This window comes from Citrobacter sp. Cs237 (assembly GCF_030332325.1).
Classification (GTDB): Bacteria; Pseudomonadota; Gammaproteobacteria; order Enterobacterales; family Enterobacteriaceae; genus Citrobacter_A; species Citrobacter_A sedlakii.
The window spans coordinates 573,528-583,728 of the sequence record NZ_JAOWIB010000109.1 but is presented as its reverse complement, the minus strand read 5'-3'; the positions used below and the strand labels follow the sequence as shown (position 1 = coordinate 583,728).

Below are 10,201 nucleotides of genomic sequence, written 5' to 3'. Positions count from 1 at the left end.
GGGCAGCCCGTTCGCTGCGCGTCCGGTCTGTCCAACGGGCTTCGCCCGTTGTCGACCCCGGTCGGGGGTTCTCATCCCCCGGAGTGTGCAATAGGCAAAAAAAAAGCCCGTACTTTCGTACGCGCTCTTTCTTAAATATGGCGGTGAGGGGGGGATTGACTCGCTTCGCTCGCCCTGCGGGCAGCCCGTTCGCTGCGCGTCCGGTCTGTCCAACGGGCTTCGCCCGTTGTCGACCCCGGTCGGGGGTTCTCATCCCCCCGGAATGTGCAATAGGCAAAAAAAAGCCCGTACTTTCGTACGCGCTCTTTCTTAAATATGGCGGTGAGGGGGGGATTCGAACCCCCGATACGTTGCCGTATACACACTTTCCAGGCGTGCTCCTTCAGCCACTCGGACACCTCACCATATTGTATTGCTGCCTGGCCGCTTGGGGGGCAACGGGGCGCTACTATAGGGAGTTGCGCGAAAAGGGTCAAGCAGTATTTACGCTTAACATCTTATTTGGTTACACAGTGAGCAGCAGTCCCGACGGCAGGCGCCGGGGCTGCCTTTTAACGCTGAGAATCCAGCGTTTCGTTATGCTTCACCACATCTTGCGCCTTGCTGTAACTTTCAATTAGCAGTTGATACGCCGGGAAGACATGGGTATACACCTCAGCCCATTCCGCCGCATCCTCACGGTTCCAGGTCCCCTGAAGCTCAGATGCCACTGCCGCCGTGTCCATCGGCACAACGCCCGCCTGAACGACACGGGCAAGCGTGATCTCCTGGGCCATTTTGCTGTAGGTTCCGGACGCATCGATCACCGCAAACACTTTATAACCTTCGGCTACGGCGCTGATGGCCGGAAAGGCCATGCAAACGCTGGTAATGGTGCCTGCGATAATCAGCGTTTTCCGACCCGTCGCTTTGACAGCATCGACGAACCCGGCGTTATCCCAGGCATTAATTTCCCCTTTACGCGCGACATACCTGGCGTGCGGCGCGTTAGCGTGAATTTCCGGGATCAGCGGCCCGTTCGGCCCCTGCGGAACAGAGGCCGTGGTGATCACCGGCATCTTCGCGAGAGTCGCCATTTTCGCTAACGCCGCCGCGCGGGCGCGCAGTTCCGGCATGGGCATATCACCGACCGTCTGAAACAGGCCACTCTGGTGATCGATTAACAACATAACCGCATCGTTCACATCAATAACCGGGCGTGCGCCATTAAAATTTGCTGGACTGGACATCATCTTCTCCTTCAATTCAGATTTGGCCGAAGTGGCCAGTGTTAAAATCGCGAACGGCTTGCGCGATTTCCTGTTTAGTGTTCATTACAAAGGGACCGTAACCGACGATCGGCTCATTTAACGGCTCTCCTGACAGCAGAAGGACGCTGGCATCGCTGTTGGCTTCCAGGTGCAGCGTTTCGCCTGTCTGACTGAGCACCACCAGCTGCGCTTCACCGACTGTGGTCGTGCCATTCACCGTGATCGTGCCTTTCAGAACGACCAGCGCAGTACTCCAGCCATCCGGCTGCGTCAGCGTGACCGGATGCGCCTGCTTAAGTCGCATATCCCACACGTTGAGGGGTGAAAACGTATGCGCAGGCCCTGTAAATTGCCGGTATTCGCCGGCAATCACCCGTAACGTACCGGCGTCATCGGGTAATCCGGCGACGGGAATCTGTTCACGGGTGATGCTCTGATAGCCCGGCGCCGCCATTTTGTCTTTGGCAGGAAGATTCACCCATAGCTGGACCATCTCCAGTTCACCGCCTTTACGGGTAAAGGCATCTGAGTGAAACTCTTCATGCAGGATACCCGCGCCGGCTGTCATCCACTGTACGTCGCCGGGACCAATAATGCCGCCGCGTCCGGTAGAGTCCCGGTGCTCAACTTCGCCGTTGTAGACGACAGTGACGGTTTCGAACCCCCGGTGGGGATGCTCGCCCACGCCACGTTTTTCAGTTGCGGGCGTAAAAGTGTGCGGACCGGCGTAATCCAGCAGCAGGAACGGGCTTAACTGCTGCGCATGACTTTGGTAAGAAAACAGCGAGCGAACCGGAAATCCATTGCCAACCCAGTGCGGGCGAGGCGCGGTATAGACGCCTGTCACCTGTTTCATCGTAGTCTCCTCATTGGCGTTGTCTTGATGTCAATAAGCTTATATTTAAGACAACGAGCAGAGTATTCGCTAAAATGGTCTTCATCGTTCTATAAATGAGACAATAAGAATGAAGCCGGATCTCAATGATTTTGCGTGGTTTGTGCATGTGGTCGAGCAGGGCGGATTTGCCGCCGCAGGGCGTGTACTGGATGAACCAAAGTCCAAACTCAGTCGCCGGATTGCGCAACTGGAAGAGCAACTGGGGGTGCGGCTTATTCAACGAACGACACGGCAGTTTAACGTCACCGAAGTCGGACAGACGTTTTATGAGCATTGCAAAGCGATGCTGATAGAAGCGCAGGCGGCGCAGGAGGCCATCGCCGCATTGCAGGTGGAACCACGCGGAGTGGTCAGGCTGACCTGTCCGGTTACGCTGTTGCATGTCCATGTAGGCCCCATGCTGGCAAAGTTTATGGCCCGCTACCCCGAGGTAACGCTGCAACTGGAAGCGACTAACCGACGCGTCGATTTGGTTGCTGAAGGCGTGGATGTTGCGATCCGTGTGCGGCCGCGACCGTTTGAGGACAGCGATCTGGTGATGCGGGTGCTGGCCGATCGGGCGCATCGCATCTTTGCCAGTCCAGCGCTGACGGCGAGGATGGGCGTCCCTGTCTCTCCGGCTGAATTAACCCGCTGGCCAGGACTGAGTCTTTCTGCTGGAAAACATATTCATCGTTGGGAACTCTATGGCCCACAAGGCGCCAGGGCGGAGGTTCATTTTACGCCACGCTTAATTACCACCGACATGCTGGCACTACGCGAAGCGGCGGTAGCAGGCGTCGGCGCCGTGCAACTGCCCATGCTGATGGTAAAAGAACAGCTTGCTGCCGGAGAGCTTATTCCTTTACTGGAAGGGTGGGAACCGAGAAGGGAAGTGATTCACGCCGTTTTCCCGTCGCGGCGTGGCCTGCTGCCGTCCGTTCGGGCACTGGTGGATTTCTTAACAGATGAATATGCGCAGATGACGGAAGAATGAAAATCAGCGTAGACAAAAAAGGCCGGATAAACCGACCTTTTCTCATCTGTACGCCATTGAGGCGTGAAAACAATCAGCGACTACGGAAGACAATGCGGCCTTTGCTCAGGTCGTACGGGGTCAGCTCAACAGTCACTTTGTCGCCCGTCAGGATGCGGATGTAGTTTTTACGCATTTTACCGGAGATGTGTGCAGTAACCACGTGACCGTTTTCTAACTCTACGCGGAACATGGTGTTAGGTAACGTTTCGAGAACGGTACCCTGCATTTCAATATTGTCTTCTTTGGCCATCTAATCCTCTGGGGTATCACTACCGTAATTTGAACCGGCAAGATAATGCCGAAGTTCTTTAAATAAGTAAAGATTTGTACGTTTAAAACGCTGCAAACGAGATTTGGCGCATTACTCCGGATTGCTTCTGAAACACACGACAAAGTCGCACGTGAAGCGCAACGTATAAGGGAGCGATGAGATAAACGATGGGCGTTACCTGACGCGAATGGATCCTTAACGGCAGCGGGGTAATGGGCTAAACCTTCTCTGCGCGGCAATTATAACACCCTGATAAAAAATGTGCCGAAAACATTCACGTCTGAGGCAAAAATAACGTCCGCGGCACCCAGAAATGGCTGGGTAAACGTAACTGACGTAAGGTGTCGAGATGATGCAAATATGTTCTGCGCGGGATTTCAACGGCGCCCAGCGATTGGGTGTGATCGTTCAGCACCTGGCAGTCGAGCAGTTTGCCGCCTTCCCGGATAAATTCTGCGCAGAATACCAGCAGCGCGGTTTTCGACGCGTTTTCCCGGCGGCTGAACATTGACTCGCCGCAAAATAACGCCCCTTGCGAAACGCCGTACATGCCGCCGACAAGCTCATCGTCGCGCCAGACCTCAACGGAGTGGGCGTGTCCTAATTCATGCAGGCGCTGATACGCTTCGACAACGGCTGGCGTGATCCAGGTGCCTTCGTCACGATCGTTCGCGCAGCCTTCGATCACCTGACCAAAGGCATAGTTCAGCGTAACACGATAAGGTGAGCGTTTATGAAAGCGTTTCATGCTGCGGCTGAGATGAAACGTTTCCGGCCAAAGCACCGCGCGCGGATCGGGGGACCACCACAGGATCGGGTCGCCCGGAGAAAACCACGGAAAAATACCGCGCTGGTAGGCCATCAGCAGACGTGCCGGGCTGAGATCGCCGCCAAGCGCCAGCAGACCGTTTGGCTCACGTAGAGCGCCTTCCGGCGAAGGGAAGGCTATTGAGTGACGAGATAGCTGAACCAGCCGCATGACAGCAGAACTCCACTACGCATAAGATCGTTAAATAATAGCTTACAGACCTTGCTTGAACTGGTAATAACGACCCTGCATGGCTAACAGATCTGCGTGATTACCTTGCTCAATAATTTGCCCATTGTCCATGACTATTATCCGATCGCATCGCGCCAGCCCGCGCAGGCGATGGGTCACCATCAGCACCGTTTTTTCACGCATTACTTCAGCCAGTAATTCCAGCATCTGGCTTTCGGTGGTCGCATCCAGCCCTTCGGTTGGTTCATCCAGCAGCATTAACGGCGCGTCATGCAGCAGCGCTCTGGCGATGGCGAGACGGCGAAGTTCGCCGCCGGACAATTGGCGACCGCCTTCTCCTAACCAACTGTTAAGGCCAGCATCCTCAAGCAGTTTTTCCAGACCCACGCGACGCAGCGTATCTGCAAGCGAGTCATCGCTGGCATCAGGCGCCGCCAGCAGCAGATTGTCGCGCAGGGTGGCGCTAAACAGATGTACGCGCTGCGGCACGACGCTCATGGTTTTGCGGAGCGTCGCTTCACTGAACGCAGAAAGGGGGAGATCGTTAATCAAAATCTCGCCCTGTTGCGGATCCCAGGCGCGGGTCAGCAGTTGCAGCAATGTGGATTTACCGCATCCGGTACGGCCCAGAATGGCGATATACTCGCCGGGTTTGACCGTAAGAGACAAGGAATCCAGCGCGTTTTGCGCCTGCTCCGGGTAGCGGAATGACACATCGCGCAGGGTCAACGCCACCCGCGCGGGGACGCTAAAGTCACTTGCCGGGAAGGTCACTTCCGGCTTTTGCTCCGTCAGCTCGGTAATGCGCAATGCGGAGGCGATCACCTGCCCCAGATGCTGAAAAGCACCGGTCACGGGCGCTAAGGCTTCAAAGGCCGCCAGCGCACAGAAGACAAACAAAGCGATCAGCGCGCCAGGTTGCGCATTTCCGCCTACGCCGCCGGAGGCCATCCACAGCATCAGCAGGATAGCCAGCGCGCCAATCAGCAACATTAGCGCCTGAGAAAGCGCCGTCAGCTCTGACTGGCGACGCTGCGCTTCGTGCCACTGCAATTCCGTGGCTTCCATCTGCGCGCGATAACGTTCGCTTGCGCCGAAAAGGGTCAGCTCGGCCTGACCCTGTAACCACGCGGTGAGTTGCTGGCGATACTGACCGCGCAGATGCGTAAGATGATGTCCGGTCGCTTTACCCGCGCGATAAAAAGCGGGCGGCATGATAAACAGCGTCAGCAGCATAATGCCGCCAAGGGTAAAGGCGAGGGTAAAATCCAGTACGCTCAGGCCGAGCGTGACCACCATGATTACCACGAACGCGCCCACCAGCGGCGAAATAACCCGCAGGTATAGGTGATCCAGCGTATCCACATCCGCCACCACCCGGTTCAACAGTTCGCCCTGACGATAACGCGCCAGCCCGGCAGGGGAGAGAGGAAGCAGCTTGCTAAACGTGTAAATACGCAGATGCTGCAATACGCGGAAGGTGGCGTCGTGGCTGACCAGACGCTCGAAATAGCGCCCGGCGGTACGGGCAATCGCCGCACCGCGAACGCCTGCCGCAGGCAACATGTAGTTAAAACTGTAAATACCGGCAAAGCCCGCCAGCGCGGAGGCGGAGAGGAACCAGCCGGAGAGCGTCAACAGGCCAATGCTGGCGAGCAGCGTGAGGATGGCAAGGGCAATCCCCAGCGTTAACATCCATTTGTGACGTTTATACAGCGTCAGATAAGGCAGCAACGCGCGCATTTAAATCTCCTCCTGACGATGGGCTAACAGTGTCGCAAACGCGCCCTGCGCTGCGCTGAGCTCGGCCCAGGAACCCTGTTCGACAATCTGTCCGTCCTGCATCACCAGTATGGTGTCCCAGTCGGCAAGATCTTCAAGCTGATGGGTAACCATCAGCGTTGTCTGGCGTTGGGACGCCTCTTTCAGCGCCTGCATGACCCGCTGTTCACTGTGCGCATCCAGACTGGCGGCCGGTTCGTCGAGCAGCAGCAATTGACATGGGTTGAGCAGGGCGCGAGCCACGGCCACACGTTGTGCCTGGCCGACGGACAAACGACCAGCCTGATCGCCCACCGGCGTGTCGATCCCCTGCGGCAGCAGCGGCAGGAACTCACTTACCCACGCGCTGTCGAGCGCGGCGCGCAGCTCCTGCTCGCTGGCCTCCGGGCGCGCCAGAAGCACGTTTTCACGCAGCGTTGCGGCAGGCAGTTGGGGATTTTGTCCCACCCAGGAGATCTGCCGGCGCCAGGATTCCGGGATCAAATCACGCAGCTCTACGCCATTGACGCGTAGCGATCCTTGATACGGCAGGAACCCCGACAGCGCATTCAGCAGCGAACTTTTGCCAGAACCGCTGCGCCCCACCAGCACCGCGCGCTGCCCGGGAACGAGGCTAAAGTTCAGCGGTCCTGCCAGCGGTTTGCCTTCCGGGGAGGTAATGATGAGATTTTCGGCGGTAATTGAAACGGGCTCTTTCGTGGAAAGCTCAACCTCGCCACGTTCCGGATGAGCAAGGGGTGTTTCCATAAACGTTTTCAGGCTGTCAGCCGCGCCGACCGCCTGCGCTTTGGCATGGTAAAACGTACCGAGGTCGCGCAGCGGCTGGAAAAACTCGGGGGCAAGAATCAGCGCGAGGAAACCCGCCGTCAGCGTCACGCCTGCGCCGTAGTGCCCGAAGTCCAGCTCGCCCAGGTAAGAGAAGCCAAAGTAAACCGCGACCAGCGCAATTGAGAGCGAGGTAAAGAATTCCAGTACGCCGGAAGATAAGAAGGCCAGACGGAGCACTTCCATGGTGCGCTGGCGAAAGTCCTGTGACGCCGCGCGAATGCTGTCTGTTTCTGCTTCGCCGCGTCCAAAAATACGCAGGGTTTCCATGCCGCGTAACCGATCGAGGAAATGGCCGCTCAGACGCGCCAGCGCCAGAAAATTGCGTCGGTTCGCATCGGCTGCGCCCATGCCGACCATCGCCATAAACAGCGGAATCAGTGGGGCGGTTCCCAGAAGAATAAGCGCAGCAACCCAGTTAGAGGGGAAGATGGCCGCCACAATCAGCAACGGTACGCATACTGCCAGTGCCATTTGTGGCAGGTAGCGGGCGTAGTAATCATGCATGTCGTCAATTTGTTCCAGCACCAGCGTGGCCCAACTGCCCGCCGGTTTTCCCTGGATCCATGCCGGACCGGCCTGTTGCAGACGATCCAGCACCTGACGACGGATCTCGAAGCGAATATGTTGTCCCGCGTGGAACCCGACCCGTTCCCGTAGCCATACGACCCACGCGCGTAGCACGAACACCAGAACCAGGATAACAAAAGGCATCAGAAGCGCCTCGCGGGGGATATTTTCCATGATCATGTGATGTAAAATGCGGGCCATGATCCAGGCCTGGGCGACGATCAACACGCCGCTCACGAATCCCAGCAGACGGGAAATCATCAACCAGCGTTGGGAAATGACGCTTTGCTGTTTTAACCAGCGAGTTAGCTCTTTTTGACGGGTTTTATTCATTGCGCGCTTTGCAGGTGAGTTGTCAGTATTTTTCGGCAGGGCAATGTTACAACGCGGCAAAAATAAAGGCGACTTATAGTCGCCTTATTTACTTTTGTTACTGATTTGTAAAACTTATTTGCACGCGTCGGCTAAACCGTCGAGATAGCGTTCCGCATCCAGCGCAGCCATACAGCCAGTACCCGCAGAGGTGATCGCCTGACGATAAATGTGATCCATTACGTCGCCTGCCGCGAAAACACCCGGGACGCTGGTCTGCGTTGCGTTGCCGTGAATACCGGACTGCACTTTAATGTAACCATTTTCAAGTTCCAGTTGCCCCTCGAAAATCGCCGTGTTCGGGCTATGGCCGATCGCGACAAACAGACCCGCCACGTCCAGGGTTTCAATGTTGTCGGCATTCTGCGTGTCGCGCAGACGCAGCCCTGTTACGCCCATCTGGTCGCCGGTTACCTCTTCCAGAGTACGGTGGGTATGCAGCACGATATTGCCGTTTTCCACTTTATCCATCAGACGCTTGATCAGGATTTTTTCCGCACGGAAGCTGTCGCGACGGTGAATCAGGTGTACCTCAGCGGCGATGTTTGCCAGATACAGCGCCTCTTCAACGGCAGTGTTGCCGCCACCGATAACCGCCACTTTCTGGTTGCGGTAGAAAAAACCGTCACAGGTGGCGCAGGCGGACACACCGCGGCCTTTGAACGCCTCTTCAGAAGGCAGACCGAGATAACGCGCGGACGCGCCGGTCGCAATAATCAGCGCATCGCAGGTGTATTCCGCACTGTCGCCCGTCAGACGAAAAGGACGATTTTGCAGATCCACCTTATTGATGTGATCGAAAATAATTTCGGTGTCGAATTTGGTTGCATGTTCATGCATGCGTTCCATCAGCAGCGGCCCGGTCAGATCGTTAGGATCGCCCGGCCAGTTCTCCACTTCCGTCGTGGTGGTCAGTTGACCGCCTTTTTCCATGCCGGTGATTAACACCGGCTGCAGGTTTGCGCGCGCGGCGTAGACCGCAGCGGTATATCCCGCCGGGCCGGAACCCAGGATAAGCAGTTTACTGTGTTTGGTCGTGCCCATGAGATCCCCATAGTTGTTGGCAGGCAATGGGCAGGATTGTAGGGAATTTACCGACGTAAAAAAAGAGTGCAGCGATTTTGTTAACAATTTGTGTAATAGAGACGGACAATCGGTGCGCCGTTTCGCCGCAAGGGTATAACCAAATCTACTTAAAAGTGGTCAGTTATAAGGTGATAAAATGACGAATTGTCACCACTCGCAATGAATAACTGGCATGTTGTACTAAAAATCGATGTTTTACTTTGACAATCCCCTGCTGTTTTGCGAAAACATTCGAGGAAGAAAAAAACAGTGTTATGTGTGTGCTGCATAATCATGCATGTAAATACCATGTTTACCGGGCTAGCGAAATCTACGCATGGCGTGGACAGACGCCATTCGTGATGTCGATAGCTGCCTTCAGGCAACGGTCTTCTCACCACGGACGCAGGCTTGCGCGCCGCTAATCCCTCTGGGTTCGGTCTGTGGTGATGGGCATCGACTCTGAACATGATGTTTATAGAGTCAGGCAGGAGTAGGGAAGGAATACAGAGAGACAATAATAATGGTAGATAGCAAGAAGCGCCCTGGCAAAGATCTCGACCGTATCGATCGTAACATTCTTAATGAGCTGCAAAAGGATGGGCGTATTTCCAACGTCGAGCTTTCTAAACGAGTGGGTCTTTCCCCGACGCCGTGTCTTGAGCGTGTGCGTCGTCTGGAAAGACAGGGTTTCATTCAGGGCTATACGGCACTGTTAAACCCACATTATCTGGATGCATCACTTCTGGTATTTGTTGAGATTACTCTGAATCGTGGCGCGCCGGATGTGTTTGAACAATTTAACGCCGCTGTACAAAAACTTGAAGAGATTCAAGAGTGTCATTTGGTTTCAGGTGATTTCGACTACTTGTTGAAAACGCGTGTACCGGATATGTCAGCCTACCGTAAGCTGCTGGGTGAAACCCTGCTGCGACTGCCTGGCGTAAATGACACGCGTACCTATGTGGTGATGGAAGAAGTCAAACAGAGTAATCGTCTGGTTATTAAGACACGCTAATACGGAACAGGTGCAAAATCGGCGTATTTTGATTACACTCCTGTTAATCCATACAGCAACAGTGCCGGGGCAACCCGGTGCTGTTGTCCGTTTTAGCACCGGGCAGGAAAAGCCTGAAACCTGGAGAGCCTT

At 55.6% G+C, this 10,201-nt stretch carries 9 protein-coding genes and 1 tRNA gene; 2 read left to right on the top strand and 8 right to left on the bottom strand.

Annotated elements, in window-relative coordinates; translation table 11 throughout:
• Positions 1-316: 316 nt before the first annotated feature.
• The 3 genes from OGY07_RS22890 to OGY07_RS22880 all read right to left on the bottom strand — a co-directional run bounded on the left by OGY07_RS22890 (position 317) and on the right by OGY07_RS22880 (position 2,106).
• A tRNA-Ser gene (locus tag OGY07_RS22890) sits at positions 317-404 on the bottom strand.
• Positions 405-551: 147 nt separating this feature from the next.
• Positions 552-1,229: an isochorismatase family protein gene (locus OGY07_RS22885; RefSeq protein ID WP_042288194.1), complete on the bottom strand. Its 678-nt coding sequence runs from the start codon at positions 1,227-1,229 to the stop codon at positions 552-554.
• Between the two features lie 16 nt (positions 1,230-1,245).
• Complete coding sequence (locus tag OGY07_RS22880; protein WP_286603391.1) at positions 1,246-2,106, bottom strand: pirin family protein; 861 nt, start codon at positions 2,104-2,106, stop codon at positions 1,246-1,248.
• Positions 2,107-2,215: 109 nt separating this feature from the next.
• On the opposite strand from OGY07_RS22880, the gene OGY07_RS22875 reads away from it, so the two are divergent.
• The gene (locus tag OGY07_RS22875; RefSeq protein WP_200035746.1) at positions 2,216-3,124 is read left to right on the top strand and encodes a LysR family transcriptional regulator; all 909 of its coding nucleotides are present in this window, start codon (positions 2,216-2,218) and stop codon (positions 3,122-3,124) included.
• 73 nt (positions 3,125-3,197) lie between these two features.
• On the opposite strand, the gene infA is transcribed toward OGY07_RS22875, so the two are convergent.
• From infA to trxB, 5 genes are all read right to left on the bottom strand, one after another.
• Positions 3,198-3,416: a translation initiation factor IF-1 gene (gene infA / locus OGY07_RS22870; RefSeq protein WP_001040187.1), complete on the bottom strand. Its 219-nt coding sequence runs from the start codon at positions 3,414-3,416 to the stop codon at positions 3,198-3,200.
• 295 nt (positions 3,417-3,711) lie between these two features.
• The gene (gene aat / locus OGY07_RS22860) at positions 3,712-4,416 is read right to left on the bottom strand and encodes a leucyl/phenylalanyl-tRNA--protein transferase (protein ID WP_042288185.1); all 705 of its coding nucleotides are present in this window, start codon (positions 4,414-4,416) and stop codon (positions 3,712-3,714) included.
• Positions 4,417-4,458: 42 nt separating this feature from the next.
• A complete protein-coding gene (gene cydC / locus OGY07_RS22855) occupies positions 4,459-6,180 on the bottom strand; it encodes a heme ABC transporter ATP-binding protein/permease CydC (protein ID WP_286603377.1) in 1,722 nt (573 codons plus the stop codon).
• Entirely contained in the window at positions 6,181-7,947 is a 1,767-nt protein-coding gene (gene cydD / locus OGY07_RS22850; protein ID WP_286603374.1) for a heme ABC transporter permease/ATP-binding protein CydD, read from the bottom strand.
• A gap of 114 nt (positions 7,948-8,061) precedes the next feature.
• On the bottom strand, positions 8,062-9,030 hold the full coding sequence (trxB, locus tag OGY07_RS22845; RefSeq protein WP_042288179.1) for a thioredoxin-disulfide reductase: 969 nt from the start codon (positions 9,028-9,030) through the stop codon (positions 8,062-8,064).
• A 544-nt stretch (positions 9,031-9,574) separates the two neighbouring features.
• Here trxB and lrp point away from each other — a divergent pair.
• Entirely contained in the window at positions 9,575-10,069 is a 495-nt protein-coding gene (lrp, locus tag OGY07_RS22840) for a leucine-responsive transcriptional regulator Lrp (RefSeq protein ID WP_000228469.1), read from the top strand.
• Positions 10,070-10,201: the final 132 nt, after the last annotated feature.